Genomic DNA, 26920 nt, shown 5'->3' on the forward strand with positions numbered 1-26920 from the left:
ACATACGGAGGAGAGAGACATGAAAAAGAAACTACTTACCGCTGCTGCTTTGCTGATGCTGGTTGTTCCAGGGTTGGCCGCGTGCAGTAAGGACACGCCAGCAGCTTCGGATACAAAGACAGGCCAAACGACTACGCAAGCGGCCGCCATCAAGCAAGAAGTGACCGCCAACCTCAAAGGAGAGCCGTACACACTCGACCCGGCGTTCGCTTCCGACTCGACTTCATACTGGGTGATCGACCATCTGTACGAAGGGCTGTATCGCTATAACGACAAGGGAGAACTGGTGGAAGGCGCAGCCGAAAAAATCGAGATTTCCCCGGACGGAAAGACGTACACTTTTCACATTCGCAAAGGCTTGAAATGGTCCAACGGCGATGCGTTGACCGCCAAAGATTTCGAATTTGCCTGGAAGCGGGTACTGGACCCGCAAACAGCGGCATATGAGCCTTCTGCCCTGTACTACATCGAAGGCGCCGAGGAGTACAACACAGGAAAAGGCCCGCTGGACAAGGTGAAAATCTCGACGCCGGATGAATATACGCTCGTCGTCGGCCTGAAAAATCCGGCAAGTTTCTTCCCGAAAGTGGCGATTGGCCGCCCGTACTTGCCTGTGAACCCGAAAGTCGTGCAAGCGGACAAAAACTGGGCAGGAGAAGCGAAAAGCATCGTGACAAACGGCGCATACAAAGTTGGCGCCTGGGAGCACAACAACGAACTGACGCTGGCGAAAAACGACCAGTATTGGGAAAAAGATGCCGTGACGATGGAAACCGTGCATTTTAAAATGGTCAACGATGCCACGACCGCTTATCAAATGTACAAGACAGGCAAGCTTGATCTGATCGATACGTTGCCAACCGATGTGATCGAACAGGAAAAAGGCAAGGATGAGTACAAGGCAGTCGCTGACTTTGGCGTGTATACATACACGTTCAACACTTCCGCAGAGCCGTTCAACAACGCGAAAATCAGACGGGCATTCACAATGGCAATTGACCGCGAGGCGATCACCAATAACATCACCAAAGGCGATCAGAAAGCGGCCTACGGCTACGTCGCTTACGGCGTGACCACGCCATCCGGCAAAGACTTCCGCGATGAAGTAGCGCCTTATTACAGCAACGATCCAGCCGAAGCGAAAAAGCTGCTGGAAGAAGGCATGAAGGAGCAAGGCTGGTCGACGCTCCCTGCCGTTACGTTGAAATACAGCACAGGAGAGACGCATAAAAAAGTAGCAGAAGCTCTGCAAGAAATGTTCCGCAAAAACCTGGGCGTAGAAATCAAGCTGGAGCATCAGGAGTGGAAGACCTACATCGATACGTACAAACAAATGAACTTCCAGATCGCGCGCATGGGCTGGACCGGATCGTATCTGGACCCGCTGGCTGTGCTGGAACTGTACACAAGCAAAAGCTCCAGCAACTTCACCAAATGGGAAAATGCGAAGTACGACCAGCTGATCGAACAGGCGAGAGTGGAGCAGGATCAGGAAAAACGCAACAAGCTTTTGCATGAAGCAGAAGATGTATTGATGGCAGAATTGCCGATCATTCCGGTCTACTTCTATACACAAAACTACTTGAACAGCAAAAAAATCGAAGGAATCCAGTACAGCGTAACGCGGGAGCCGGATTTCCGCCAGGCGAAAAAGGTAGCCGAATAAATCGTGCCCGCTGGCCCGGGACACGCAAGAAAACAAGGGGAGCCTCTCAAGTCAGGGAGGCTCCTTTTTCCTATGGAACAGACAAGCAGAGATAAGGCAATGTTGTGAAATAGTGTTTTCCTCCTAGTAGAATGAGGGTAATATATAGGTAGATAGAACCGTGTGCGAGAAAGCAATGGATCGTAGAGGGCGTGAGGAGAACGAGTGATGATGGATACGTGTTTCAAATGCGGAAGCAAAATGAATCCGAACGAATATAGCTGTCACGTCTGTGGTCAAAACGAAATGGAAGACTATCGGATGATTCGCAATTACGTGCGGAGTTATCCCAATTCGAATGCGATGCAAATTGCCAACGCGACGGGCATCTCCGTCTCGAAAATATTGCGCTACATCAAAAATGGCTCCCTGACCGTCGTGGACAATCAGTCGCGCAGAGGACGGCGTTTTGACTGAACCGGAGATGGGCGAAAAGCCCGCACGCGGCAACATGCGTAAAAGCATGTGAGCGTGCGGGCTTTATTGTGCTGAAAGCAAATGGTGTCCAGCAGCTTGTAAGAGCATGCCAGTAAGTATCTCATATGAATGTCAATCGTGCTTGCCTCCACATGCCCTCGGAAATGGGCTGTTTTTTATTTTGCTCAGGTTACATACGGTATAATTTCATATGGTTTAAGATGACTTTTAGTTACTTTTAGGGGTATTTGCTTGAAAAGGATGTCATTTGTGTTTAATTAACAAAGTTTAAGGTTTATAATTAGGAGGAGGGAATAATTTACACTCATATAATGGAATATTTTAGATAATTCAGGGGTGATTACATGAAATTAAAAGCAAATGAAGTATTTATTCCGGGTGCTTTCCCTAAATATACGTATATTTCTCGGCAATCGTCCGAATTTGATATTTCCTATGAATTTCGATTAAACCAATCTTTAAACACAGTTGGCTTTCTTACCTCAATTGTCGGTCCTTCGAAGACGGGTAAAACCGTATTGTGTGAAAAAGTAATAGGTATTGATAAAATGAAGGATTTTTCAGGAAGTGATTTCAAGGAATCCGAAGACTTTTGGGTAACAATTGCAAAAAGAGTTGGATTGCCACTTGAGAGTGACCAAACTGAGCAAAGGACGATACAAGGACAGGGGATCGCTGGTACTAGAGAGGGTGTAGCATCTTCAATAACAGAAAAGTATCATTCAAATAAAGACAAAGTCATTCAATATTTTCTCGAAAATGATTGGGTGCTGGTTTTAGATGATTTTCATTACGCTTCCCCAAATATGCAAATGGAAATAGCTTATCAGCTAAAAGACGCCATACGCAAATATTTTAAGACAGTGGTCATTTCCTTACCCCATCGATCTGATGACGCGATTAGAAAAAACTCAGATTTGAGCGGTAGATTGAATTTGATCAATATTGAACCTTGGAATACGAAGGAATTGCGAGAAATCGCCGTAACTGGATTTGGTAAACTTGGGCTAAATATAAATTCTGCTTTAGCGAATAACATGGCGCAAGAAAGTTTGTCTTCACCACAGCTCATGCAATCCATTTGCCTAAATCTCTCCCTGTTACTTGATATAGACAACAAAGATAACCCCAAACTCGATTCATCCATGCTGAAAAAAGCATATGAGATGACTTCTTTGAACCTTCTTTCTTACAGAGAAGTTGCTAGAAAGCTCAAAAATGGCCCCAATCCGAGAGGACAAAAGCGGAAAACGTACACCATTAACAGTGGTAATCAAGTTGATATTTACGAATTGCTTTTAAAGGCATTAAGTGTTGATCCGCCGAAGGTAAGTTTTTTTATCGATGAAATGAAAAGAAGAATGGATGCATTGGTAAGTGATACAGATAAACCGGATCGATTAAAAATCAAAACGACAATTGGTCAAGTACAGTCAATCATGCAAACCAGTGAACCAATGTATCAAGTATTTGAATATAAAGACGACGAGGTTTATATACTAGAGCCTCTTTTCCTTTTCTATTTGCGCTGGGGAAGGCTTAACTGAACGTAGCAAGCACAGGTTTATTCAAGAGGGGGATCATCTTGACTAAGTTAATTCAAAGTAAAGCTGATGCCATTAGAGCAATACAAGAGCTGATAGACGAAGGGCGGAAATTAACTCTGGAGGAACAATTTTCTTCTTGGAAAACGACCACCGCCAGAGGTTTAGAACGCTTATTTTCTGATCAGACAATCGGACAGTCTTTTGCAATAAGCGTCTTTGGGTCAATGAAGAGGGATTCCCATCTACTTGGAGTATCTTATCTTGAAAGCTTGATTCGTGATATAAATAAAGGTTTATTCGAACCTAATGGAACCCGAGATGAAATTGACGTGGAGCATTTTCACATCATTATTCGGAGAATCCTTGCCAATTTTTATAAGCATATTCAGGAAATGTATCAAAAGCCTGTGCATGGCAGAGGGACATTGACAAAAGCGGACTTACAGAAGATTGTTCTCGGGAATGAGTACGATGTGCAACGTATGCTTTATTCATTAATCCGCCCGATTTTCCCTGATGCAAGAGTTGAAATCTACGGGGATGGTGGATATAAAAGTTATCGCTATGATATTTTTTTTGATGCATACGAAACGGTTATCGAAGTCAAATGCTCCCGGCCATCGATGCAAGAACGTGAGCTAACCGAGCAAATCGGATCGGATGCTTTTCATTATCAAGAAAAGTACATTTACTTCTTTATTTACGATAAGCATGGAGTAATAGCAAATGTCGATGCTTTCTGCAACACATATAGGAAATCGCTGGATACACACGAAAAGCAAATCGAAACGGTTGTTATCCAGCCCATTACTATTTAAAAAGATCCTCCAGCGTGTTTACGCACTCTTTCGCAGTACAAAGACGGTGTGTGGACAAATTAAAAAGAGGCCAGAGCTGTGCACGCAGCTTGGCCTCAGTACATGAAGACGGTCGTTTCCGAAAGGTTCGGTTCAATAGGTTGCAGCAAATGACTGCCCGTGCTCTGCATGCATAAGGGTGGTCATTTTTTGTGTAATCAAGATTCAGACTTGATTGTGCCAGTGTAATGATGACAGTGCTGGCTACAGCCACCGCAGTCCTTTCGGATAATGATTTTTCAACTGCCCCTCGGACTGTTTGCCCCAGCCGAGCGAAAAGCCGTCGACGGTGACAAGTGTCCAGCCGTTTGCTCCGTCTCTTGCGAGGGCTTCGCCTTTCAAATAGCGCACGACTTGCGGATCGTCCGAAGCGTAGGAGGCTACGCGGGCTGCCTGTGCGGGTGTGCTGGCGAGCGCGAGCGCATGGGCTGGCTCCAGCCGATTTTTTTTCACGGTGCCGAGGTGGAGTCCGACGCGTGCGACCTTCAGCTTGTCCCAATCAAAGCCAGGCAGCGGCGAGTAGTAAAGCTGTTCGCCAAACAAAAGAAATGCGGACTCGTCCGCAAACTCGGCGAGAAGCTCGGGCATCGCTTCCTCGGCAAAGGCGCGCCAGGCCAAGAGCGCTTCCTTGCGTCCGGCGGGAGCGGTTTTGGCTTTTGCCGCGCGTTTGTCCTTGCGCTTTTCTGGTAGCTCGCTGGAGTCGGCATCGCGGCTTTTTTGCAGCTTGGCGAGGTAATGACCTTCCCCTTGCAAAAGGTGCGGCCACAAGCGCGCTGTCTTGCCGAGCGGCTCGCAGCGAGGATTGGCCCAGTCGGGTTGCCCCGGTGCAAACCATCCTGGCTCAGGCAGCTCCACGACCGTAAATTCCGGGTGACGGGTCAGGAAATCGACGAGAGACTGCTCATTTTCCAGCGGCGCGAACGTGCACGTCGAGTAGACCAGCGTTCCCCCGGGCTTGAGCATGGCACTGGCAGCGTCGAGAATGTCTTGCTGCATGAGGTGGCATTCTGTCACTTTGTCGGGCGACCAGTCTTCGATGGCTTCCGGCAGCTTGCGGAACATGCCTTCGCCCGAGCACGGTGCGTCCACGAGAATCTTGTCGAAAAACTGCGGGAAGCGCTCTTGCAATTTTTCCGGTGTCTCGTTGGTCACAACCGCATTTTTGACGCCGCAGCGCTCCAGGTTTTCCGCCAAAGCCTTGACGCGAACCGGATGGATTTCGTTGGCAACGAGCAAGCCCTGACCGTTCAGGCCCGCAGCGAGCTGCGTCGACTTGCCTCCCGGAGCGGCGCACAGGTCGAGAATGCGTTCCCCTGGCTGGGCGTCCAGCGCTTCGGCCGCAGACATCGCGCTTGGCTCTTGCAAGTAATACAACCCAGCGGCGTGATACGGATGTTTTCCGGGACGCTCCTGGTCTTGGTAGCGAAACCCGTTCACACACCAGGGTACCGGCTCCAAAGCAAAAGGCGAGCGGGACAGAAACTGCTCGCGCGCGACTTTGAGCGGATTGACCCGCAATCCGTGCGTAACAGGCTGGTCGTAGGATGCGAGGAACGCTGCGAACTCCTGGTTCAGCAGGCTTTTCATACGTTCTGTGAAGAGTCCGGGTAGATTTTGTGTCATAAATGCCTCCGTTGTCAGATTTTGGCCGCAAGTAAAAGGAAAAGCTAGAATCATGGCGAATCATAGAAAATGAGGTGAGAGCTTTTATGAAGGGATCCCGTGCAGAACGCTACCGCTCCCGGCGGAGGAACGACTCGGAAGTCAGCCGGTTTTGGATCATGGGGTTGCTTTTCTCACTGCTGGTGCTCGCTTTTGAATTCTTCATCGAAATTCCCGCCGATGCAGATTGGCTTGTGGATATGGAGATGGCTTTGTTTTCGGCCAGCTTTACTTTGCTCGCCTTTTACCTGCTCGGGCTTACCTTTGCCTTTTCCCGCCATCAAAAGGCAGGGAAGATCAATCACCAGATCATCATCTATGTATGGTTGGGGGCGATCTTGTTTCACCTGTTCCTGCTCATCAGCAACTTGTCCAATCAGCATGTGTACAAGGCAGGGATCATTCTATTTTTAGGGCCTTTGTTTTTGACTGTCTACCATTTTATCACGTACTTGTCCGCTTTGCGCGAGGAGCGTGAGGAGCAGGAGGCAGCTACGGCTGCTTCGCTGGAGCGCACGGCCTACCAGATGATTTTGGAGGGCGGCAAAGTGTACAGCGAAATCAGCCGGTTAAAAACAGAATATCCAGAAGTGGATCAGATGCTTCGAGCCAACGATTTTCACGATAGATTGGAGCGCTATGCCCTGGAAATGCAACAGTATTTGCAGGTCAAGCAATTTGAGCGCAAAGACGTGGAGTTGTTGGAGGGACATTACTATTTCTTGGAGAATTTGCTGAGTCTCGCCAAGCAGCACCCCGGGATCACCGAATCCCGCGCGTATTCTCGGCGAAAAGACATGTAAAGCGAAAAAGGAGAGGGAAAGCGGATGTTTTGGAAAAAGGACAAAGGACTTGCGGAAAAAGAAACAGCAGCAGCGGCAGCAGTGACAACCGTGACAAAAGAGAGCGCAGCACACCAGGCAGACACGTGGAAAAAGGAACTTCGCGGGTTATACGAGCAGATGGGCGCCATCATTTCGCAGCACAATGAAGTAAATGCCCAGCATGATGGGCTTGCCCGTCTGGCGACACAAATGAAAAACGTCGTAGAAAAAATTCAGGCCATCAACGAAAAAGACGATGAATCCGCCAACCAGCTCTCCATTCGTGGCGAGCGGTTGACGGCTATCTGCAAAGAGTCCGTAGAGCGTTCCGATGCGGGCAAAAAGGCGATGACAGAAGTCGTAGATGTCATGAGCCAGTTGGAAAAGGAATCGACGAACACATCCCGCTCCATGAGCCGTCTCGAAGAACGTTCTTCGGAAATTACCAGCATCGTCAAAGTGATCAGCGACATCGCCAACCAGACGAATTTGCTCGCGCTCAACGCAGCCATCGAGGCGGCGCGTGCGGGTGAACAAGGCCGCGGCTTTGCCGTAGTAGCGGATGAGGTGCGCAAGCTGGCGGAAATGACGGCCAATTCGACCAAGACGATCGCTGATTTGATCGGCAAAATCCAGGAAGAGACGAAGGAAGCGCTCGCCAACAGCGAGAAGAGCGGCAACGCGATCAAAAGCGGACTGTCCATCAGCAAGGAAGCATCGGAGAAAATGGAGGGCATCGCGCGTGCTTTCCACGAAGTCAACGGCGAAGTGGCAGGCGTGATGCAGATCATCCAGCAGCAAAAACGCTTTGCCGATGAGGTTTCCGGCCAGGTCAATGAAGCGCGGGACTTGCTGGACGGCTTGAACGACGATTTGATCGGGCACGTCAAAGAAGCGGGTGTGGTCGATCATCTTTTGCAGGCAAGTTTGAAGGAACTCAAAAAAGTATTGTCCTAATTCATTTTTTTAGAAACGAAAAGTCCCTCAGCACAGTCTTTAAAGGTGAGGGATTTTTTTTTATGGAAAAAAACACCTGGCAGTGTACGCCGAGCCGATCCAGCTTGGCAGCCATTCGTGATAGGCGGATATGGTTGGGCGCTCATGGGGTAAGCGCCAGTCGAAACTTGATCGAGTTGCTCAGGACGGCTGTTGTTGAGTCTGTGCGACGCGACATCGTGGGAGTCCTTTCGCGTTAGATGGTATCATTTTCAAGCTGATACAAGAAATGTTTGATTCGCAAGTATGAAATGGAGGAGTTTTTTTCAAACAGGAGGATGAGATGGTTAAAAAATTGAGCTTCTTGACTCTATTGATGGTGACGATTGCCGTATCTTCGTTTCTTTACGGTTCGGCTACGGCGCAGTTTTGGCAAAAGCCTGCTGAAAAAGCAACAACGAGCAAAGTAAATGGCGGTACTCTTTCCACGCGGGAGTTTGTCTTCGGCGAGGGCGAAGTGTATTGGAGCCAGCAGATCACGGGCAAGCAAGATAAGCAGCCGCACGTGATTACCGTTCCGATCCAGGGCAACAGCCAGAACATGCTGTTTCGCTATCGAGCCTACACGGAGGATAAACAGCCATATTGGCAATCCGTTTCGCTCGATCAGGTAAAAGAGCTGCCATTGGCTGCCGGATTCGTGGAAACAGAAGGGCGGTATATTTGGCTGGGAATGCCGACAGTATATGCCCACTTAGGCCAGGGCACGATACAGGAACATATCGAGCTTGCCCTGCCAGTTGAAGTCAAACAGAAGGCAAAAGGGGTCGAGCTGGAAATCAAGCTGCCGATCAGGGCGGGGTATACAAGCGAGATGTGGGCGCTTGACTTCAGGGAACCGCTCGTGCCGTGGGGCGAGAAACATTATGACAAAATTTGGCTCGCACTCGATGTTTCGCAAAATGCGAAATGGTTGCAGGACGGCTATTACTATAAAAGTCCGTCCACCTATGTACCGACTTCGGATACTTCTTATTGGCGGATTCCAGAAAATTATGTATTGCGCTCCTTTTTGTACACGGGCGGTGCCAGAGCGGGAGAAAACATGGCATACGTCATGTTGAAGGCGAGCATGTTGCAGCAGGAGCCGGAGGGAGATTGGAAGACGCTGCCTCTTTCCCAATGGCTGAGCGACGATTACGGGATTCCCGAAGGCTTTTTTGACACGCGGTTTAACACAGGGGCAGCCGAATTGATGCTGCGGGGCTGCCAGAAATACAACGAAGAACAATTTTGCCAGGCGGCGCAAAAATATAGCGCGTATTTCCATAAATATGCGGCTGAACATCATTATTCAGCAGCAGGCGTAACGGAAGGCTGGCTCGTGGCCGATTATGCCCATCCGGCCAAGCCTGGCATTCAGACACATGTGTCGCTCAACCATCAGCTGGCGGAAATCAATTACTTGTACAGCAGCTACCAGCAATTCGGCAATCCGACAGACAAAGATTTGGCTGATGTTATGCTGACAGGGGTCATTAACCTGGGAAGCAAATGGATTCTTCCCAACGGCGACTTGCACTATGCCTACTTCCCGAACGGAACTTTCGGAAGGCGGGACTATCCGACTTTGACTTACAACGACTTGGTAGAAACCCAGCGCTTGTATCAACAGCTTCACGGCATGGAGGAACCAACCATCGCTCAGCTGATCGCGAGCAAGCAAGTATGGATGCAAAAAAACAACATCGCGTATTCCCAGTAAGACACGGCAAAAAAAGGCTGTAGGAGAGTTAGCTCCCGCAGCCTTTTGCTATGGAATCCTGCCTATTGCTTCTGAAGGGCAAACAAAGTCAGAAAACTGACAGCTTCTCGCAGCTCCACGCTCAAGTGCCCGGCGATATCCGGAGTAATGCCTTCCTTGTACACAGGCTCCTCCGCAAGCAGCACAAAGCCGTTTTCAGCCGCAAGCTGCTTGGCTTCCCACGGCATCATCGTATTTTGAATCGTATTTTCTTCATACAGCCGCCGATAGCTATGGGCGCGCGGGCCTGCTGTCGGGCCTAAAATACCGAGGATGAGAATCCCGCCTGGAGCGAGGACGCGATGCAGCTCCAGCAAAGCTTGCAAGGGAGCGGGCGCAAATTCGACGACATTGATGGACATGACTGCTGCAAACGTGCCGTCTGCAAAGGGAAGCTTGCTGATATCTGCTGTCTGGAAGCGGACATTTTCCGGGAAAGCGGTTTGCCTGCTTTGGGCGAGACGAATCATTTCCCCGGCAATGTCGACCCCTTGGACCTGATATCCGTACTCGGCCAGCTTGCAGCTTGCGTAGCCATCTCCGCAGCCTGCATCCAGAATCGGCCCTTGTTCTGCCGACACATGTCGCTGTAAAAACGGGAGAATCGTGCTGCGGCTTCCTTTTTCCCACATCTGCTCGCTTCTTTTGTGCCAGTCGGCGGCAAACTCATCCCATTGTCTGGCAGCTTCTTTGCTCCATTGACCTGACAACTCTTCCACCTCCTAATGAAAGTGTGAACTGGCTTTATTGTACCAAGCGGGCGCTCAATTGCGTACTTTAATTGGTGAAAGCGTTTGAGCGTTTTCGCGTTGTTCCGTGTTCTTGCACGAGGAAGCGCTTCCAATGTAATCTCAATATAACGACAAAATAATCCCAATAAACCAAAAAGTAATAATTATTGAAAAAGAAGGAAAGCGGAGGGGTAGGCAATGAGCAATACCGATTTTTTCCCGATTCAGGACTGGGACTATTTGGAATTTTATGTAGGGAACGCTAAGCAGGCCATGCATTATTTTATAAAAGCGTTCGGCTTTGAAGCAGTAGCGTACGCCGGGCTGGAAACAGGCTCGCGCGAAAAAGTTTCCTATGTACTCAAGCAAAAGCACATGACTTTTGTCATCAGTGGCGCTCTGACGCCTGACAGCCCCATCGCCGATTTTGCGAAAAAGCATGGAGACGGCGTCAAAGACGTTGCCCTCCGGGTGGACGACTGTGAGCAAGCCTACCGCGAAGCCGTCTCGCGCGGTGCGATCCCGATCATGGAGCCAACCGAGTACACCGATGAATTTGGTACGGTGAAAAAAGCGGTAATCGGAACATACGGCGAAAACGTGCACTCTTTTATTGAACGGAAAAATTACAACGGTCCATTCCTGCCGGGCTATGTCGCTTATCAGGCTCCGGTCACAGGAGAAAGCACCGGGCTGATCGGAATCGACCACATCGTCGGAAACGTGGAAGTGATGGACGAGTGGGTTGGCTATTATCAGCGGGTCATGGGATTCACCGCTGTGCAAAATTTCAGCGAGGACGACATTTCCACCGAGTATTCGGCTTTGATGTCCAAAGTGATGCAAAGCGGTACGGGACGAATCAAGTTCCCGATTAACGAGCCGGCAGAAGGACGCCGCAAATCGCAAATCCAGGAATTTCTTGAGTTCTACCAAGGACCAGGCGTACAGCACATTGCCGTGTTGACCAACGATATCATCGAAACCGTCTCCAAGCTGCGCGATAATGGCGTAGACTTCCTCACCGTGCCAGACACGTACTACGAGGATTTGAAGGAGCGTGTAGGCGAGATCGACGAAGATATCGAGGCGCTGAAAAAACTGGGCGTCCTGGTGGACAGAGACGATGAAGGCTACCTGCTGCAACTGTTCAGCAAGCCAATCGTCGACCGCCCGACTTTGTTTATCGAAGTGATTCAGCGCAAAGGAGCGCGCGGCTTCGGCAACGGCAACTTCAAGGCGCTGTTCGAGGCATTGGAGCGCGAGCAAGAGCGCAGGGGCAACCTGTAATACGTTCCATCGCCCAAGAAAAGCCATCTGTTGTGCACAAAAGCACGATGGATGGCTTTGTTTGTGTCTCGTTCTTTTATTCTGCCTAATCAGCCTACTCTGACAATTGTCTTGACCGCATCTTTGCCCGCTGTAGATAATGGAGCAAAGGCGGACGAGCCGGAGGTGGCCCCGTCCTGACGCGAGCGAAGAGGGTGAGCAGATGGATGTATTTTTGATGATTCCACTGGCGGAGCGTACAGCAGTTCTGATCGTAGTCGCTTTGTTGTTTACGCGCGTGCGGGCTTTCCGCAGCATTTTGAACCAGCAGGCGACCTGGCGGGAAAAAGCCGTGATGGTCGTGATTTTTTCCGCGATCTCGATTCTCGGGACGTACAACGGGATCTGGTATCAGGACGCGATCGCCAATTCCCGCGTGATCGGCACGGTGGTAGCCGGACTGCTGGCAGGGCCAGGGGTAGGGCTGATGACAGGGCTGGTTGCCGGCATTCACCGCTACTCGCTGGGAGGCTTTACGGATTTGGCCTGCACGATTTCGACGATCAGCGAAGGCGTAATGGCCGGATGGATTTATCAGTTTCGGCGCAACCGCAATCAGGAGATCGGCTGGACAACGGCGCTCGTCGTCGGGTTTTTGGCGGAGTGGATGCAGATGGGCATCATTTTGCTCGTCGCCAAGCCGTACGGGGATGCGCTTGCCCTCGTGCAGTCGATCAGTGTTCCGATGTCTGTGGTCAACTCGTTCGGCATCGCCATTTTGATCATCATTATTGACCTGGCGAAAAAAGAAGAAGACCGGATCGGGGCGCTTCAAGCGCAAAGAACGATGCGGGTAGCGGACAAGACGCTTTCCTATTTGCGGGAAGGATTGACCTACGAATCCGCGCGAAAAGTAGCAGAGGAAATTTTGCGCACGACGAGAGTGGCCGCTGTCGCGATCACCGATACACGCTGCGTGCTTGCCCATGTAGGGGCAGGCTCGTCGCATCATGTGGTGGGAGAAGGCATCACGACGAAGGCGACCAAGGAAGTGCTGGAAAGAAAAATGCTGATGATCGCCCGGACAAAAGAAGAGATCGGTTGCAAGGAGTCGAACTGTTCGCTGCGCTATGCGATTATCGTCCCGTTGATGCGCAGACAGGAGGTTGCGGGCGTGCTCAAGCTGTATCAGGATCGCTCTCGCATGCTGTCGGCAGTCGATTTGGAGCTGGTGCGCGGACTGGGCAACCTGATTTCTACCCAGCTGGAGCTGGCCGAGCTGGAAAAGCAGTCGCGGCTGCTGGCAGACGCCGAGATCAAAGCGCTGCACGCGCAAATCAACCCGCACTTTTTGTTCAATGCGCTCAACACGATTGTCTCGTTTATCCGCTTCCGGCCCGAGCAGGCTCGCGAGCTGCTGATCCATCTCGGCGAGTATTTTCGCCGCAACCTGCACGATTCCAGCGGCTATGTCAGCCTTGCGGGGGAGCTGGAGCATATTGAAGCGTACTTGGCGATTGAACGGGCGCGCTTTGGCGAAAAGCTGCACGTCGAATACGACATCGAGGACGGGGTGGAACGCTATACAGTTCCCGGACTGATTTTGCAGCCGCTGGTGGAAAATGCGGTCAAGCACGGGCTGCTGCCCAAGCGCGAGGGCGGGACCGTTCAAATCCGGGCGCGAAAAATTCAGCCGGATACGCTCGAACTGACGGTGGCGGATGACGGAGTAGGGATGGATACCGACCCGTTTTTACAGGCGAAGACGCCAAACAGGGAGCGGCGGCGTCTGTCGGGAATCGGTTTGGCGAATGTGAAAAGCCGGCTTGCCTCCATATACGGCGAGCCATACGGAATCGTCATCCAGAGCAGTGCAGGGAGCGGGACGACGTGTACGATACAATTGCCAATAGGAGTGAGTAGTAGTGCTAAAAGTGTTCATCGTGGATGACGAGGCACCTGCGCGAGAAGAGTTGCGCTATTTGCTGGAGCAATTTTTTGAGGTGTCGGTGATTGGCGAGGCTGCCAGCGGCGAGGAAGCGATCGAGTCAGTCATGCAGCTGGAACCGGATGCCGTCTTTTTGGACATTCACTTGCAGGATCGCGATGGCGTCGACGTAGGACAGGAGCTGTTGGAGTCGATGGTGAGGCCGCCCGTGATCATTTTTGCCAGTGCGTACGAGATTCATGCCGTTCGCGCGTTTGAAACAGAAGCGGTCGATTACATCGTCAAGCCGTTCAGCGAGGCGAGATTGGAAAAGACGGTGAACCGCGTCCGGAAAATGCTGCGGACGATGGAAGCGCCTGCCGAGGCGGTCCGCTTTTCCGAGGAGCAATTGCAAAGCCTGCTGCAAACCGTGCTGGCTGATCAGCAGCCCCGCCGTGTTCCCGTCGAGAAGAACGGGAAAATCATGCTGATCGATCCGAACGAGATCGTCTTTGCCACACTGGAAGGCAGGTATGCGAGCATTTACACCCATTGCGAGCAATACGCCACCAGCTTTACTTTGCAAGAATTGGAGAGCAGGCTGTCGCGCCAGCAGTTTTTTCGGACGCATCGGGCGTTCATCGTCAATTTGGCCAAGACGGCGGAACTGGTTCCGTGGTTCAAAGGCTCGATTCATCTGGTCATGCAGGACAGCCGCAAAACAGAGGTGCCCGTCAGCCGCAATGTCGTGAAGGAGTTGAAGAAGCGGTTGGGGTTTTGACGCGGCGAGCAGAGGGCGTAGCGATTATGCGCCATACAATCGGGTGAGCGCATGATGAGTGCGGCTATCTACCTGTCGCCCAAGTACGTGCCAACAAAGCATTCCATCGCAAGACGCGAGGAACTGGCGTCAATCGTCCGTATACTGCTCAAGTCGGCTGGCGCCTGGACTGTCGTTCGGGCGAAGTGACAGCCGGAGCTTGCAAAAAAAGCCCCCTCTCCCGCACGGAAAAACGTGTCGGGCAGAAGGGGCTTTTTGGCAAGCGGAAATGCTTGTTTAGAACGGTTGTTGATCCTGCTTCTTTTTCGTCAGCAGGAAGCCGCCGACGAGAATCAGCAAAAGTCCGATAGTTCCTCCGATTTGCGTCGACAGGAAGTTGGCCATCAAAAACACGATCGCAACAATCGTCAGGATGGCGATGGGAATGAGCAGCGCTGCCCTGCGGCCGCCAAACACGTACAGCTCGAACAGTCCCAGCGCTGGTCCAAGCAAGAAGAAAGGCCACGTATGGCTCATGTCTCCGTCCGCAAACACCGCGCTGAAAAAGAACAGCGGGGCATAGACGAGCAAAATGCCGCCGGGAACGAGCAGCCCGGCACGATGAGGCTTGGGGTCCATGAAGAAAAACAGATGAAAGCCGATAGCAGGGATGAGCAGAAAGGCAGGCCACAGCTTGTCAATGGCCAGGGGGATGCCGAGGTAGGTCGTCAGTACAAAAATGGCGCCGATTCCAATCAGCAAATAGCCTCCGATTTGTCGCATGAACGTGTTCTCCTTTTGGGTGGGAATGGCAATTATGTCTAAGTGTAACACGATTGGCGGGAGCGTGGATCGGCCTTGGGACGGAGGGTGTCTCAGACTGCAGCAGCCTCTTTCGCCGGAGATTGCGAGAGAGGCTGCCAGTTCTGAATCGATTTATCCGATATAATACTTCAACGCAAACAGACCGATCACGACAAAGATCAGGCTGACGGCAAAAATCTTGATGCTCTTGACCGTGCCCTGAATCATTTCCATTTCTTTTTTGCTATATTTCATAGTTAGACGACGCTCCTTTTCCGGATAGTTACATGGTCCGAAAAAGAGCGTTGTCCAAAAAACGCGACCCGAATTTGAGCGGCATCAGCTTGAGCCAGTGCAGTCTTTTTTGCACGAGGAACAGCAACAGTTCGAGCAGGAAAACTAGCAAAAACAGAACCGTCGCTGGCGGTTCAACCAGGATCGCCCGAGAGAGTCTGAGGTCGCAGGAAGCGATCGGTGCAGGCGGACGGTAGCCAGCCCAATGAAAAATCCCCTGATGGGCGGGGGTATATGTAGCAGAGTCATCTGCGGATGTCCATTCCGTTGTCAGCGAGGCCGTGGGCAACAGGCACACACAGGCAAGCAAAAGAGCTGCCAGCCATGTGCGGACCAGAGCGGAAGAATGCGCCAGCATGGGGTACCTCCGTTTTTGCATCATCCAATTCCTTACGTTTACGAACGAGGCGGGAAAAGGTTTCGGTATGGGAAAGAAAATGTATGCGTTTTCGCTCAAACGGATATGTTGCATCTCGTGCATGGTTTTGTACGGTTCAGCCATTTTTTGTTCTGTGAGGAAACCCCTTCGTGATACCTTGTACCAAGGTGAATTGCCTGAATTTTGGATAAATGGAAAGGGGCGACTCGAATGAAAAAATGGCTTCTCTCTCTCCTGATTTGGGGCGGGATTGCCGCTTTGGGTGCGGTTGGCTTCGGGATTATCGCGCTCAGCCGTGGAGAATCAGTCAATTCCTTCTGGTTGCTGACCGCTGCATTTTGTACGTACGCGGTTGCTTATCGCTTTTACAGCCGATTTATTGCGCGAAAAATCATGGGGCTGGACGACAAGCGGGCGACACCTGCCGAGGTGAACAACGACGGCAAAGATTTTGTGCCGACGAACAAGTGGATCTTGTTTGGGCACCACTTCGCCGCGATTGCCGGAGCCGGGCCGCTGGTAGGTCCGACTTTGGCGGCACAGATGGGGTATTTGCCAGGGACGATCTGGATCATTGTCGGGGTCGTCATCGGCGGGGCAGTACAAGACTTTGTCATTTTATTCGGTTCCATGCGTCGCAACGGGAAAACGTTGGGGCAGATTGCCAAGGAGGAGATCGGTCCGGTCGGCGGCGTCCTCGCCTTGGTAGGAATTATTGCAATTATGGTCATTTTGATTGCCGTTTTGGCGATGGTTGTTGTAAACGCTCTCGCGGAATCTCCGTGGGCTACTTTCACGATTTTCATGACATTGCCTATCGCGATTTTGATGGGCCTGTACATGCGCTACATTCGCCCCGGACGAGTCATGGAAGGCTCGCTCATCGGTTTGGCGCTGCTGTTTTTCTCCCTCTGGCTGGGCCAGCTTGTCGCTGCATCGCCAACGTGGGGGCCAGCTTTTACGTTCAGCAAAGTCCAGCTCGCCTGGATGATCATCATTTACGGCTTTATCGCTTCCGTCTTGCCAGTCTGGCTGCTGTTGGCGCCGCGTGATTACCTCAGCTCGTTTTTGAAGGTCGGCACCATCGCTGTGCTCGCGGTAGGCATCGTGTTGACGCTGCCGCCGCTGCACATGCCAGCTCTCACCAAGTTTATCGATGGAACGGGCCCGGTTTTTGCAGGCAATCTGTTCCCGTTCTTGTTCATTACGATTGCGTGCGGGGCGGTGTCCGGGTTCCACGCCTTGGTCTCATCCGGTACGACACCGAAGATGATCGCCAAAGAATCGCATGCTCCGCTGATTGGCTACGGCGGCATGCTGATGGAATCCGGCGTGGCGATCATGGCGATGATTGCCGCTTGCGTCTTGACTCCCGGCGTTTACTTCGCCATCAACTCGCCTGCTGCCGTCATCGGCGTCGATGCTGCGGCCGCCGCGCAGACGATTACAGGCTGGGGCTTTACCGTGTCGCCCGACCATTTGACGACGCTTGCCAACGACATTCAGGAAAAAACCATTTTGTCCCGGACAGGCGGAGCACCGTCTCTGGCTATCGGCATGGCGACGATCTTCTCCGGCATTTTGGGCGGAAAAGCACTGATGGCGTTTTGGTACCACTTCGCGATTTTGTTTGAAGCGGTGTTCATTTTGACGACGATTGATGCGGGAACCCGGGTGGGCCGCTTCATGGTTCAGGATATGCTCGGCAACGTGATCCCGAAAATGAAGCAAGTCAACTGGCTGCCGGGGAACCTGATCGGCTCGGCGATCATTACATTCGGCTGGGGCTACTTCCTGCTCCAGGGCGTCATGGACCCGCTCGGTGGCATCTACACGCTGTGGCCGCTGTTCGGTATCGCCAACCAGATGCTCGCCGCGATCGCCTTTACAGTCGGCACGACGCTGATTTTCAAAATGGGCAAGGCCGCTTATTCGTGGGTCACGCTTGTGCCTATGGCGTGGTTGACGACTGCTACCTTGACCGCAGGCTGGCAAAAGCTGTTCCATGCCGATCCGAAAATCGGCTTTCTCGCTCACGCAGACGCTTTCCAGAAGGCGTTGGATTCCGGAACGCTGCCAAACGGGGTAAAGACGATCGAGGCCGCGCAAAAAATGATCATGAACGACCATATCGACGCAGCGGTGTGCGCGATTTTCATGGTCATCACCGCGGGGATTATTCTCGATGGAGCGCGGGTGTGGATCAACATCCTGCGCGGCAAGAAGTATCCGCTGCACGAGTCGCCGTACATCGAGTCCAAAGGCGTTGTGATTGACGGCAAAGGACATCATGTCGCATGAGGCGAAAGTGGAGGGAGATGCGCAAGGCATTGCGGCGGGTCAGCTCTGCGATCAAAACGATTTTCGGCATGCCGGACTACGACCGCTACCTCAAGCATTGGTATGAGACGCACGGCGCGCCGGGCATTTTCCCGATGACCGAGCGAGAATACTACATGTACGCCCTGCAAGAGCGCTTTGAAAAAGGCGGGGTAACGCGCTGCTGCTAGTTTGCAACGTCTGTAACAAAAGGTGCCCCTGTCATCAGCAGATGGCGGGTGGGCACCTTTTGTACGCGGTGAACAAGACGCAAATTCAAGTGTGACCGCAGATTTTGCGTGTGGTGTATCAACAGGTAAAGTATGGTACACTAAAAAGAAAGTCAAGTTTTAGGTGGCGATATGCGTGCAAGCATCAACTCTGGCGGCGCTAAAAGAGCTGGCTCTGCAATGCGCCCGTTCAGCGGGTGAGCTGAGTCTGAAGCGAATGAAAGAGCCTTTTACCGTCGAATATAAGACGTCTGCCTCCGATCTTGTCACAGCAGTAGATAAAGAAGTGGAGAAGCATGTCATCAGCATGATTTTGAAACGCTTTCCCGATCACGGGATTTTGGGGGAAGAGAGCACTTTTGCGCAAGACCCCGCACAGTTCGAGACACTTTGGGTCATCGATCCTATTGATGGAACGACCAATTACGTGCACCAGCAAATCAATTTTTCCGTTTCCATTGCCGTTTATCATAAGGGAGAGGGCCTGGTTGGAGTGGTTTACGATCCTTCCCGCGACGAGCTGTTTTACGCGGTGAAGGGCGAAGGGGCGTACTTGAACGACCGTCCGCTTCATTTGGACCGCATCGTCAGTCTGGAAGAGGCGCTTTTGTGCACGAGCGTGTTCTGGAACAAGCGCGCCGAACAGATGGGCATTGACTTGATCGTCAAAAAACTCGCGGGAAAAGTGCGCGGGATGCGCCTGCTCGGCAGCGCGGCCTTGGAGATGGCTTACGTGGCGGCAGGCAGGCTGGACGGCTATGTGAGCCTTTCGCTCAATGCCTGGGATTTTGGCGCGGGGCGAATCCTGGTGGAAGAGGCAGGAGGCCGGGTCACGACAATGACGGGCACGCCGCTTCCTTACAACGAAAAAAGCAGCGTAATGGCCTGCAACCCGACTTTTTACGAAGAATTGCAGCAATACCTGCATGTGGCAGAAAATACGCAAACCGATTAGGGGAGCAACACATCGGACAAAACCCACTGGACACAGGCTGCCAGTGGGTTTTGTCTAGGCGAGCGCCGCAAAAGGTGCCTTTCGCGGGGCTTGATGCATATGCTACAAAAAAGCGAGCAGAGCACAAGAGAGCACAAATCGTCAGGCTTTCCATGGAGAAGGCTTGTCTCATAAAAGGGGGAAAGAGTGTGGCTGCCAAAACCTTGATGGCTGACAGTGTACGGTTGATCTTGCAGCACCAAGCGGCGAGTGGAGCGTATCTCGCGTCACCTGGCTTTCTCCACTATCAATACGCCTGGCTGCGCGACGGGACGTTCACGGCGTATGCGATGAATCGCGCAGGGCAACATGACAGCGCTTCCCGCTTTTATGAATGGTGCGGAGATGTCATCGTCAGGCATGAACAAAAGGCCAGAGCAGCCATTTTGGCCGTACAGTCAGGCAAGTGGGATGGCAAAGCAGGCAACGAGCTGTTTTTGCACACGCGCTACACCGTGGATGGCAAAGAAGTGGCGGGCGAGTGGGGCAGCTTTCAACTCGATGGCTATGGGACATGGCTGTGGGGGGTGTCCGAGCATGTCCGGATGAGCGGGGAGCAAGCGATCATCGACAGGCTCGCCCCGGCGATTGAGCTGACTTTGGACTACTTGTCTGCCTGCTGGCCACTGCCCAATTTCGATTGCTGGGAGGAATGGGGCGAACGGATTCACCCTGTCACGCTCGCAGCCGTTTTTGCCGGAGTCAAAGCGATGGAGCGGCATCTGCCCGAGCGCGCATCCGAGCTTGCGCTTTTGGCGGACCGGATTCGTCAGTACGTGCTTGAGCATGGGACGGCAAACGGAAAATTCCTCAAATCTGTCGGCAATCACGCGGTAGACGCCAGTCTTTTGTGGTTGGCATTGCCGTACGGCTTGGTCGAGGTGACAGACCCGCTCATGGTGAAAACGGTAGAGGCGATCGAGCAAGAGTTGCTGTTCGGCTGCGGCGTGCATCGGTATGCGGCGGATACGTACTACGGAGGAGGACAGTGGCTGCTTTTGTCTGCCTGGCTTGGCTGGTACTATGTGCGTGCAGGCAAAACGGACAGGGCACAAGAGATTTTGGACTGGATTGTCGCCAAGCAAGCAGCGGAGGGACTGCCTGAACAGGTGCAGGAGCATTTGCTGGCGCCTGAGCAGTATGCGGCATGGGTAGAGAGGGCTGGTCAGCCTGCGGTTCCCCTGTTGTGGTCGCACGCGATGTTTCTCGTTCTTGCGGCTGAGCTTGGCCTGCTTGAGTCTGGAACGTAAAACGCGGCACTCCTGGGCGGGAGGCCGCGTTTTGTTTGCGGAGGCTTGCTTTATTCTTTTTGCCAGGCAATCGACAGCGAGTTGTGTTGTCTGTATGTGATGACAAAGCGCACCTTGCTGTGAGAAAGCACCTTGTCCTCCGGGCCTTGCTTCATCTCGCTGATGGTAGCCGGAAGCTGGGGAGGAGGCTCGATTCCGAACTGGCGGAGCACATCCATGGCGATTTGCACCGCAGTCTGGTTTTGGACGTCGTTAATGTCAATTTTGGTCAGCCCGGCCAGACGCTGGTCTTGCTCGTTTTTGAAGCCGTGGAAATCGGGACCCAATTCGGAAGTATCGTCAAAATGAACATAGAGGACGGCCTGCGTGTCGTCTCCATCCTGTTCGGTTGGCGTGATTTCGCGTTGAATGGTTCGGAACATGCTGTTTACTCCCGGCTGGTATCGTTCCACAAAATAGCCTGGGTGTTGAAAAAGCACCGTGTACAGTTTCTCTTCTTTTGGATCGGCGAATTGCTGGCCAGAGAGCGTCGGCAATTTTTGCGGATCGCTAGGTTGTTGGGGACGAACCTTTAATTGTTTCAAGCCATTGCTTTTGAGCTTCTCCAAAAAGGCGACGGCTTCTGCCCGTGTCAAATAGCTTTGGCCCTGGTAAGACTGGATGCTGGCCTGCCCCGCTGCTTTTCCGCTGGCATAGCCTTTGGCAAGCAGGTAGTGAACGGCAAAATCGCCATGATAGTTCTCGCCATCGGCACCCGCGATGATTTCGGCTACCTCGTATCGGGTAATCGGTCGATCCCGGTACAAATACTGGTTGCGCTCGAAGCGGGACAAGTATTGTTGCTGCAAAGTTGAGTAAGGGTAGTGGTAAGGCGCCAAAGCGTTATAAATGGGATCGGCCCAGTGGAGGGCTTGCTTTTGGCTTGGCGGAATCTGGATGCGATAAGTCCGGGCCAGCATGGTGAAAAAAGCGGCGACGGTAACGTGCTCCTCCGGGGCAAAGCGATTTCCCGGATAGCCTTGTACAATGCCTTGCTCGACGGCGCGTGCAATCGTATCTTTGGCCCAGTGTTGTTCAGGCACGTCGGTGAAAGTTGCCGCCCTGGCAGGCAAAACGGACAGCGTGGCAAACAAGACAGCCATGATTGCCAGCAAATAAGGTTTCATTTTTCAGTCACTTCCTTTGCTGTTTGCAAGCGTTAGTGGAAAAGGCGACAAGCCCGTTCATTTATACGCACTTGACTGGTAGAAAGTTACAATGGAGCATCCGCTTTTATTTGCTGTTGAGGAAGCTTTTTGTTCACGGCAAGCAGCACGCCTGCAAGTGTCACAACACCGCCCGCGATGGACAGCCAGGAAGGAACCTCGCCCAACCAGCCCCAGGCGATCAAAAAGGACAGGGCAGGCGTCAAGTAAAGGGAGCTGGTCGCTTCCTTCGTGCCGACAGCCGAAGTGACGTAAGCCAGAGCCAAATAGGCGACGACGCTCGGAAAGATGCCCAAGTACAGGACACTTTGCGTGACAGCCCACGGGGCGGACAAAATAGCGCTCCCAAGCCCCGGCAAAAAAACGAGCATGAACAGCGTGCCTGCCCAGAGCGTATAGGCGGTAAACGCGAAGACGCCGTATTTTTCTACATAGTTTCGCTGAAAGGCAAAGTAGATGCTCTCACTCACTGCTGCCAACAAAATCAAGAATATTCCGTTATTAAAAGACAAGGAGCTGTCGGTTCCTAGCGAACAAACAACGACTCCCGTGAAAGCGATCAGCGCCCCAATCCAGCCTCGCACCCCACAGCGTTCCCGGAAGAACAGAAAGGCAAACAGGGCAGAAAAAATCGGGGTAGTCGTCACAAACAGGCTGGCAACTCCGGCGCTGACCGTCAACTCGCCGATATTGAGTGCCGTATGGTAAACGGAAAAGCCAAGCCCTCCGAGCAGAAAGAGAGCGGGAATGTCTTTTTTCGCGGGAAGCGGCAGGCGAAGAAAAGGAGCAAGCACCAGCAAAAACGCAGAACCGATCAAAAACCGCAGCAACGACAGATGCTCCGGCGAATACCCTTGCAATCCGACGCGAATGCCTGCAAAAGCAGATGCCCACAGCACCAGGCTGACGCCGTGAGCGGCCAACACTCGTCCTTTGGAATTGGAATAAGCCGACACGTGTACAACATCCCCTCGCTATAAAATGAACCCAACCAGTTGAGTTGCTTTTTCCATGGTAATCAAGAAGTGGTAAAATAGCTGCAACCACTCGGGCAACAAAAAAACCAACCACTTTTGCTCAAAAAGAAAAAGGCGAGGGGAGCGGGACAAGTGAGCAGCGAAGGGCCAAACGGCGCCAAGGCAACGCCAAAATACAAGCAGATTATCGCTTACATCAAAAGCAAAATCTCGTCAGGGGAATGGCCCATCGGCAGCAAAATTCCCAGCCAGCGCGTCCTGGCAGCTACTTTTGGGGTCAATCGCAGCACGGTCATCACGGCGCTGGAGGAGCTTGCTGCGGACGGCTTGATCGAGGGCAGGCTGGGGATGGGAACGGTGGTCGTCAACAATACGTGGACACTGCTCGCCACGACGCCTCCGCCGGATTGGGAGCAGTACGTCAAGGCGGGCTTGCACAAGCCGAGCCAGACCGCTGTGCATCAGATCAACGAGGATGAATTTAACAGCGAACTGATTCAACTCAGCAAAGGGGAGCTGTCGCCGGAGATTTTCCCGCTGGAAGGGATGAAGCAGGTGATGGAGCGGGTGACGCAGCGGCTGTCACGCTTTGGCTACGAGGAGCCGAGAGGGTATTTGCCGCTGCGCGAAGCGGTGAGCGAATACGTGAAAAGGTTGGGCATCCAGGCGTCCGCCTCGTCTATTTTGATCGTCTCGGGAGCTTTGCAGGCGCTCCAGTTGATATCTGTCGGGTTGTTGCATCGCGGCTCGACGGTCTATCTGGAGCAGCCTTCCTATTTGAACTCTTTGCACGTGTTTCAATCGGCGGGCATGAAGCTGTCCGGTCTGCGGATGGATCAGGAAGGGCTTGTCCCGGACGAGCTTGCACCGGGGAACAAGCAGGGGAGCGGAGCGATTCTCTACACGAATCCGTGCTTTCACAACCCGACAGGCATCCTGATGACAGAACGCCGCCGCCGCGAGCTGCTGCGGGTGTGCGAGCAAGAACGGTTGCCAGTCATCGAGGATGATATATACCGCGAGCTGTGGACGACAGAACCGCCGCCACCGCCGCTCAAGGCCAGAGATCGCCATGGGCACGTCCTGTACCTCGGCAGCCTGTCTAAGTCGCTGACGCCTGGTTTGCGCATCGGCTGGGTAGTTGGCCCGGAGCCTGTGATTGCCAGGCTCGCCGATCTGAAAATGCAGACAGATTACGGGGCAAGCTCGCTGTCGCAACGGGTGGCAGCGGAGTGGCTGGCAAGCGGCATGTACGAGCAGCAGATGAACGAGGTTCGCTGGCAGCTGCTCATGCGCCAGGAGGCAGCCGTCCACGCGCTGAACATGCACATGAACGGGCTGGCAAGCTGGGAAGTGCCCGCGGGCGGCTTTTTTATCTGGCTGAAAATCAATGGCAAGCTGTCCATGACGGAGCTGTTTACCGCGGCGCAGCGCCAAGGGTTGCTGATTAATCCGGGCTATATATACGGCGAGACGCAAGGAGGGTACGTGCGCCTGTCCTATGCCTACGCTTCGGTGGCAGAGCTGCACACCGGGATCGAGCGTCTCGGCAAGATTGTCGCTGCGCTTTTGCAGAAATAAAGGAGGGCGAGTAGAGTAGCTCCTGTTCCGGTAACGGCGGCAACGGGTTCGCTCGCTTGGCTTGGTGACAACGGGCTGTGTCTCGTTGGCAGGTTTGTGGTCAAGGAGAAGCGGCTTCATTGCTTGTAACAGCGGCGCTGGTTTGCTCGCCTGCCAGTGGCTATAATGTCGCGCCAGCAGCTTTTTGTGCAGGGAGAAAAGGTTCCATTGTTTGTAACGGTGTCATTAATCTGCTAACCTGCCCATGTCACTAAACCTCCCCAACAGCTTTTCGATCAGGGAAAAGCGGCTCCATTGCTTGTAACGCTGGCAATTAATTCGCAAGCCTGCCCACGTTCCCATGCCTCGCCAGCAGCTTTGCGGTCAGACAGTAACAGCTCGATTGCCTGTAACGTCGGCAATCAATTTTGCTGTCGCAAGCCTGCCCACGCCTCTAAGCCCCGCCAGCAGCTTTGCAGTCAAACAGAAGCCGCTCTTGTTCCTGTAATGGCGGCACCAGATTCGCCGCCCCCTGACGACAACGAACTAAACCTCCCCAACAGCTTTGCGGTCAGGCAAAAACGGCTCCATTGCCTGCACGTACTTTTGACTGTGCACGGCAAATTCGGCGGTCAAGGGGGAGATCGTCTGCCAGTCGCGCACCGCGAGAACGACCTCGCGCCGGATCGGCGGGTCGAGCGGAATGGCGACGACCTTGGGCAGAACAGCGGGCATATACAGCTCCGGCATGATCGTGACGCCGATGTACTCCTGAACCATGGTCAAAATCGTGTACACTTCCCGGACTTCAAACGTAATCGCGGGCGTAATCGCGTTTTCCTGCAACATCTTTTTGATACACCCGTCTTTTGGCATGATAAAACAGCGATCGGCAATCTCGTCGAAGCGCAAAGTCGCCCGATCTTTCAGCGGATGCGTATCAGGCAAAATCACCATCATTTCGTCCAACAGCAGCGGCATCGTTTGCAGCTCGCGGCCCGGAATCGCGGTAAAAGCGATGTCCACCACCGAGCTGCTCATCCATTTGTCGATCTCGTCGCTGTCGCCTTCGAGCAGCATGATCTCCACCGCCGGGAACCGTTTGCGAAAGCTCCCGAGAAGTCCCGGCAAAAAGCGCGAAGCGACGCTCGGAATCGAGGCGATGCGCAAAGTACCGGACGCAAGCCCCCTCGCCAGATTGGCCTCTTCCGTCATGCAAGCGGTAATCGTCAAAATGTCGCGGGCATGCTGCAGCATCCGTTCGCCGATGCTCGTCGGAGTGATGCCGCTGCGACTGCGCAGAAACAGGCAGACGCCGAGTTCTTTTTCCAACGCCTGAATCATTTGCGACACAGCCGATTGCGTAAAACCGATTTCCTCCGCAGCGCGAGTAAAGCTGCCTGCCTTGGCTGCGGCGACCAGTACCTGAAGCTGAGTGAGCGTCATCATGGCTCATTCCTTTTCCATTAGTAAAATCTTATGGAATGTATTATAAAGCATTGTTTTACTGATAGAAAACCTCCCCGTATAGTAAAAGACGTAGCAAGACCAACAACGATTTGAAAAACGGGGAGGATTTTGGCATGCATCCTGAATGGCAACGAATTGCGAATGAATTTATCCAGGCTACATCGTATCGGCTGGGTGATCTGGAAAAGGGCTGGGCTGCCCGCTACGACTTTTCCAAACGGCCGCCGACCTATTTACAGTATGAAGAGGCGTTTGTGCGCATTCCTTTGGGCGAGCCCGACTTTCCAAGCTCCGGTGATTCGGCTGATTTGTGGGAGCTTCTGCAAAATCGCCGCTCCAAACGCAACTTTTTGCCCCAGCCGCTCAGCCTGAACGAGCTGAACTTGCTGCTCTGGGGCACGCAAGGCATCACGGCAGACATGGGAGACTACCAGCTGCGCACGACTCCTTCGGCAGGCGCTTTGTATCCGATCGAGACGTTTTTGCTGATCAACCATGTCGAAGGTTTGGAAAAAGGCTTGTATCATCTCGACGTGGAAAAATGGTGCCTGGAAGGCCTGAAAAAACAAGACGTGTCTGAAGTAGCCTATCAGCTTACAGAGGAGCAGGAGATGACGCGGCGCGCAGCCGTCAATTTTGTCTGGACGGCCAAAGTGGATCGGGTGCGGCATAAATACAACGAACGGGCTTACCGCTACATTTGGTGGGACTCCGGCCACACCGCGCAGAACCTGCATCTGGCAGCAAACGCTTTGGGACTTGGAGTCAGCACGGTCGGCCACTGGATGGATCACGATATGAACGAATTTTTGGGAATCGATGGCAAGGAGCATTTGTCCGTATTGATGGCGTCCGTCGGCAAAATCGCCGGAGGGCATTGGCTGGAGGAGCGGCGGCCGAAGTGATGGCGGAAAGCGGGATGGCTGAGGAGGCCATCCTTTTTTATTTACCGGGGAAACAAAAGAGAAAGACTGATTG

The 26920-nt window shown here is 52.7% G+C and carries 25 protein-coding genes; 17 read left to right on the top strand and 8 right to left on the bottom strand.

The window, feature by feature from the left end; all coding sequences use genetic code 11:
- Positions 1-19: 19 nt before the first annotated feature.
- From IRJ17_RS12055 to IRJ17_RS12070, 4 genes are all read left to right on the top strand, one after another.
- A complete protein-coding gene (locus IRJ17_RS12055; RefSeq protein ID WP_173596821.1) occupies positions 20-1666 on the top strand; it encodes a peptide ABC transporter substrate-binding protein in 1647 nt (548 codons plus the stop codon).
- Positions 1667-1873: 207 nt separating this feature from the next.
- Complete coding sequence (locus IRJ17_RS12060; RefSeq protein ID WP_217365125.1) at positions 1874-2122, top strand: hypothetical protein; 249 nt, start codon at positions 1874-1876, stop codon at positions 2120-2122.
- Positions 2123-2487: 365 nt separating this feature from the next.
- Entirely contained in the window at positions 2488-3690 is a 1203-nt protein-coding gene (locus tag IRJ17_RS12065; protein WP_242774844.1) for an ATP-binding protein, read from the top strand.
- Positions 3691-3728: 38 nt separating this feature from the next.
- Positions 3729-4508, top strand: a complete 780-nt coding sequence (locus IRJ17_RS12070; protein WP_242774845.1) for a PD-(D/E)XK nuclease domain-containing protein — start codon at positions 3729-3731, stop codon at positions 4506-4508.
- Between the two features lie 243 nt (positions 4509-4751).
- On the opposite strand, the gene IRJ17_RS12075 is transcribed toward IRJ17_RS12070, so the two are convergent.
- The gene (locus tag IRJ17_RS12075) at positions 4752-6170 is read right to left on the bottom strand and encodes an RsmF rRNA methyltransferase first C-terminal domain-containing protein (protein WP_173599084.1); all 1419 of its coding nucleotides are present in this window, start codon (positions 6168-6170) and stop codon (positions 4752-4754) included.
- A gap of 86 nt (positions 6171-6256) precedes the next feature.
- Here IRJ17_RS12075 and IRJ17_RS12080 point away from each other — a divergent pair, with 86 nt between their 5' ends.
- The 3 genes from IRJ17_RS12080 to IRJ17_RS12090 all read left to right on the top strand — a co-directional run bounded on the left by IRJ17_RS12080 (position 6257) and on the right by IRJ17_RS12090 (position 9734).
- Entirely contained in the window at positions 6257-7012 is a 756-nt protein-coding gene (locus IRJ17_RS12080) for a hypothetical protein (RefSeq protein WP_122963875.1), read from the top strand.
- A gap of 24 nt (positions 7013-7036) precedes the next feature.
- Positions 7037-7990, top strand: coding sequence for a methyl-accepting chemotaxis protein (locus tag IRJ17_RS12085; protein WP_122963876.1), 954 nt, complete (start codon positions 7037-7039; stop codon positions 7988-7990).
- A gap of 322 nt (positions 7991-8312) precedes the next feature.
- Positions 8313-9734: a hypothetical protein gene (locus IRJ17_RS12090; RefSeq protein WP_242774847.1), complete on the top strand. Its 1422-nt coding sequence runs from the start codon at positions 8313-8315 to the stop codon at positions 9732-9734.
- Positions 9735-9796: 62 nt separating this feature from the next.
- On the opposite strand, the gene IRJ17_RS12095 is transcribed toward IRJ17_RS12090, so the two are convergent.
- On the bottom strand, positions 9797-10483 hold the full coding sequence (locus IRJ17_RS12095; protein WP_242774849.1) for a class I SAM-dependent methyltransferase: 687 nt from the start codon (positions 10481-10483) through the stop codon (positions 9797-9799).
- 219 nt (positions 10484-10702) lie between these two features.
- Between IRJ17_RS12095 and hppD the strand changes: the two genes are divergently transcribed.
- The 4 genes from hppD (at position 10703) to IRJ17_RS28150 (ending at position 14670) form a co-directional block, all read left to right on the top strand.
- Entirely contained in the window at positions 10703-11794 is a 1092-nt protein-coding gene (hppD, locus tag IRJ17_RS12100; RefSeq protein ID WP_122963879.1) for a 4-hydroxyphenylpyruvate dioxygenase, read from the top strand.
- A gap of 202 nt (positions 11795-11996) precedes the next feature.
- Entirely contained in the window at positions 11997-13724 is a 1728-nt protein-coding gene (locus tag IRJ17_RS12105; RefSeq protein WP_122963880.1) for a sensor histidine kinase, read from the top strand.
- Positions 13699-14481, top strand: a complete 783-nt coding sequence (locus tag IRJ17_RS12110) for a LytR/AlgR family response regulator transcription factor (RefSeq protein ID WP_122963881.1) — start codon at positions 13699-13701, stop codon at positions 14479-14481. The genes IRJ17_RS12105 and IRJ17_RS12110 overlap by 26 nt, the downstream gene beginning before the upstream one ends.
- A 54-nt stretch (positions 14482-14535) precedes the next feature.
- Positions 14536-14670 carry a hypothetical protein gene (locus IRJ17_RS28150; protein WP_267901853.1) on the top strand — a complete coding sequence of 45 codons (135 nt, stop codon included), beginning with the start codon at positions 14536-14538 and terminating at the stop codon, positions 14668-14670.
- Positions 14671-14757: 87 nt separating this feature from the next.
- Here the strand turns inward: IRJ17_RS28150 and IRJ17_RS12115 are convergent, their stop codons facing one another.
- The 3 genes from IRJ17_RS12115 to IRJ17_RS12120 form a co-directional block, all read right to left on the bottom strand.
- Positions 14758-15243, bottom strand: coding sequence for an LPXTG cell wall anchor domain-containing protein (locus IRJ17_RS12115; RefSeq protein WP_122963882.1), 486 nt, complete (start codon positions 15241-15243; stop codon positions 14758-14760).
- 153 nt (positions 15244-15396) lie between these two features.
- Complete coding sequence (locus IRJ17_RS28155; RefSeq protein WP_255679119.1) at positions 15397-15519, bottom strand: hypothetical protein; 123 nt, start codon at positions 15517-15519, stop codon at positions 15397-15399.
- 28 nt (positions 15520-15547) lie between these two features.
- A complete protein-coding gene (locus tag IRJ17_RS12120) occupies positions 15548-15916 on the bottom strand; it encodes a hypothetical protein (protein ID WP_242774851.1) in 369 nt (122 codons plus the stop codon).
- 231 nt (positions 15917-16147) lie between these two features.
- On the opposite strand from IRJ17_RS12120, the gene IRJ17_RS12125 reads away from it, so the two are divergent.
- The 4 genes from IRJ17_RS12125 to IRJ17_RS12140 all read left to right on the top strand — a co-directional run bounded on the left by IRJ17_RS12125 (position 16148) and on the right by IRJ17_RS12140 (position 20730).
- Positions 16148-18238, top strand: coding sequence for a carbon starvation CstA family protein (locus IRJ17_RS12125; RefSeq protein ID WP_122963884.1), 2091 nt, complete (start codon positions 16148-16150; stop codon positions 18236-18238).
- On the top strand, positions 18235-18447 hold the full coding sequence (locus IRJ17_RS12130) for a CstA-like transporter-associated (seleno)protein (RefSeq protein WP_063227988.1): 213 nt from the start codon (positions 18235-18237) through the stop codon (positions 18445-18447). Before IRJ17_RS12125 ends, IRJ17_RS12130 begins: the two co-directional genes overlap by 4 nt.
- Before the next feature lie 175 nt (positions 18448-18622).
- Entirely contained in the window at positions 18623-19441 is an 819-nt protein-coding gene (locus IRJ17_RS12135; protein ID WP_122963885.1) for an inositol monophosphatase family protein, read from the top strand.
- A 188-nt stretch (positions 19442-19629) separates the two neighbouring features.
- Positions 19630-20730 carry a glycoside hydrolase family 15 protein gene (locus IRJ17_RS12140; protein ID WP_242774853.1) on the top strand — a complete coding sequence of 367 codons (1101 nt, stop codon included), beginning with the start codon at positions 19630-19632 and terminating at the stop codon, positions 20728-20730.
- A 50-nt stretch (positions 20731-20780) separates the two neighbouring features.
- On the opposite strand, the gene IRJ17_RS12145 is transcribed toward IRJ17_RS12140, so the two are convergent.
- Both IRJ17_RS12145 and IRJ17_RS12150 read right to left on the bottom strand, forming a co-directional pair.
- The gene (locus IRJ17_RS12145) at positions 20781-21896 is read right to left on the bottom strand and encodes an S-layer homology domain-containing protein (RefSeq protein WP_242774855.1); all 1116 of its coding nucleotides are present in this window, start codon (positions 21894-21896) and stop codon (positions 20781-20783) included.
- Between the two features lie 86 nt (positions 21897-21982).
- The gene (locus IRJ17_RS12150; RefSeq protein WP_122963887.1) at positions 21983-22891 is read right to left on the bottom strand and encodes a DMT family transporter; all 909 of its coding nucleotides are present in this window, start codon (positions 22889-22891) and stop codon (positions 21983-21985) included.
- 153 nt (positions 22892-23044) lie between these two features.
- Here IRJ17_RS12150 and IRJ17_RS12155 point away from each other — a divergent pair, with 153 nt between their 5' ends.
- The gene (locus IRJ17_RS12155) at positions 23045-24493 is read left to right on the top strand and encodes an aminotransferase-like domain-containing protein (protein WP_242774857.1); all 1449 of its coding nucleotides are present in this window, start codon (positions 23045-23047) and stop codon (positions 24491-24493) included.
- A gap of 525 nt (positions 24494-25018) precedes the next feature.
- Here the strand turns inward: IRJ17_RS12155 and IRJ17_RS12160 are convergent.
- Complete coding sequence (locus IRJ17_RS12160) at positions 25019-25921, bottom strand: LysR family transcriptional regulator (RefSeq protein WP_229049725.1); 903 nt, start codon at positions 25919-25921, stop codon at positions 25019-25021.
- A 134-nt stretch (positions 25922-26055) separates the two neighbouring features.
- Between IRJ17_RS12160 and IRJ17_RS12165 the strand changes: the two genes are divergently transcribed.
- Positions 26056-26847: a SagB/ThcOx family dehydrogenase gene (locus IRJ17_RS12165; RefSeq protein ID WP_242774859.1), complete on the top strand. Its 792-nt coding sequence runs from the start codon at positions 26056-26058 to the stop codon at positions 26845-26847.
- Positions 26848-26920: the final 73 nt, after the last annotated feature.

This window comes from Brevibacillus parabrevis (assembly GCF_022701015.1).
Taxonomy (GTDB): Bacteria; Bacillota; Bacilli; order Brevibacillales; family Brevibacillaceae; genus Brevibacillus; species Brevibacillus parabrevis.

Excerpts from the sequence above, each read along its gene's own strand:
- IRJ17_RS12120 (WP_242774851.1), bottom strand. The coding sequence starts at position 15,916 with ATGCTGGCGCATTCTTCCGCTCTGGTCCGCACATGGCTGGCAGCTCTT.
- IRJ17_RS12125 (WP_122963884.1), top strand. The coding sequence starts at position 16,148 with ATGAAAAAATGGCTTCTCTCTCTCCTGATTTGGGGCGGGATTGCCGCT.
- IRJ17_RS12130 (WP_063227988.1), top strand. The coding sequence starts at position 18,235 with ATGAGGCGAAAGTGGAGGGAGATGCGCAAGGCATTGCGGCGGGTCAGC.
- IRJ17_RS12115 (WP_122963882.1), bottom strand. The coding sequence starts at position 15,243 with ATGCGACAAATCGGAGGCTATTTGCTGATTGGAATCGGCGCCATTTTT.
- IRJ17_RS12080 (WP_122963875.1), top strand. The coding sequence starts at position 6,257 with ATGAAGGGATCCCGTGCAGAACGCTACCGCTCCCGGCGGAGGAACGAC.
- IRJ17_RS12055 (WP_173596821.1), top strand. The coding sequence starts at position 20 with ATGAAAAAGAAACTACTTACCGCTGCTGCTTTGCTGATGCTGGTTGTT.
- IRJ17_RS12060 (WP_217365125.1), top strand. The coding sequence starts at position 1,874 with ATGATGGATACGTGTTTCAAATGCGGAAGCAAAATGAATCCGAACGAA.
- hppD (WP_122963879.1), top strand. The coding sequence starts at position 10,703 with ATGAGCAATACCGATTTTTTCCCGATTCAGGACTGGGACTATTTGGAA.
- IRJ17_RS12105 (WP_122963880.1), top strand. The coding sequence starts at position 11,997 with ATGGATGTATTTTTGATGATTCCACTGGCGGAGCGTACAGCAGTTCTG.
- IRJ17_RS28150 (WP_267901853.1), top strand. The coding sequence starts at position 14,536 with ATGAGTGCGGCTATCTACCTGTCGCCCAAGTACGTGCCAACAAAGCAT.
- IRJ17_RS12075 (WP_173599084.1), bottom strand. The coding sequence starts at position 6,170 with ATGACACAAAATCTACCCGGACTCTTCACAGAACGTATGAAAAGCCTG.
- IRJ17_RS12145 (WP_242774855.1), bottom strand. The coding sequence starts at position 21,896 with ATGAAACCTTATTTGCTGGCAATCATGGCTGTCTTGTTTGCCACGCTG.
- IRJ17_RS28155 (WP_255679119.1), bottom strand. The coding sequence starts at position 15,519 with ATGAAATATAGCAAAAAAGAAATGGAAATGATTCAGGGCACGGTCAAG.
- IRJ17_RS12165 (WP_242774859.1), top strand. The coding sequence starts at position 26,056 with ATGCATCCTGAATGGCAACGAATTGCGAATGAATTTATCCAGGCTACA.
- IRJ17_RS12160 (WP_229049725.1), bottom strand. The coding sequence starts at position 25,921 with ATGATGACGCTCACTCAGCTTCAGGTACTGGTCGCCGCAGCCAAGGCA.
- IRJ17_RS12090 (WP_242774847.1), top strand. The coding sequence starts at position 8,313 with ATGGTTAAAAAATTGAGCTTCTTGACTCTATTGATGGTGACGATTGCC.
- IRJ17_RS12065 (WP_242774844.1), top strand. The coding sequence starts at position 2,488 with ATGAAATTAAAAGCAAATGAAGTATTTATTCCGGGTGCTTTCCCTAAA.
- IRJ17_RS12085 (WP_122963876.1), top strand. The coding sequence starts at position 7,037 with ATGTTTTGGAAAAAGGACAAAGGACTTGCGGAAAAAGAAACAGCAGCA.